At 67.4% G+C, this 344-nt stretch carries 1 protein-coding gene; it reads right to left on the bottom strand.

Annotation, left to right across the window (positions count from 1 at the left end; genetic code table 11):
• Positions 1-128: 128 nt before the first annotated feature.
• Positions 129-344, bottom strand: a 216-nt coding sequence (locus PUR61_RS16580) for a hypothetical protein (RefSeq protein ID WP_329879618.1), incomplete at its 5' end; no start/stop codon positions are given.

Raw genomic sequence — 344 nt, 5'->3', positions numbered from 1 at the left:
GTTTGTGGTTTAGTTGATGGTGGGGGTTTTGGTTTTGGTGTTTGGGGTGGGGTGGGGGTGTTTGTTGGTGGGGGGGGTGGGTGTGTGGTTTTTTGGGTGGGTGGTGGGTTGTGTGTGGTGTGGTTACGTTATGAGGCGCTCACCCGCCGCCGCGCGGCCCACGCCACCTCCCGGGCGAGCGTGACGGCCCCAGCCGCGACCCCGTCCCGCGTGAACAGCAGGTCGTTCACCTTCGCGACGGCGGCGCGGTCGGACAGCTCCCCGGCCAGCGCCAGGTCGTCGTCCTCGTAGGGATGGTCCACCACCGTCCGGTAGAAGGCGGCGACACCGACCGGTGAGCCCCG

The sequence above is a fragment of the Streptomyces sp. BE20 genome, assembly GCF_036322525.1.
Classification (GTDB): domain Bacteria; phylum Actinomycetota; class Actinomycetes; order Streptomycetales; family Streptomycetaceae; genus Kitasatospora.
Note: the sequence above shows the minus strand (reverse complement) of the source record. Positions and strands in the feature narration are given on the sequence as shown.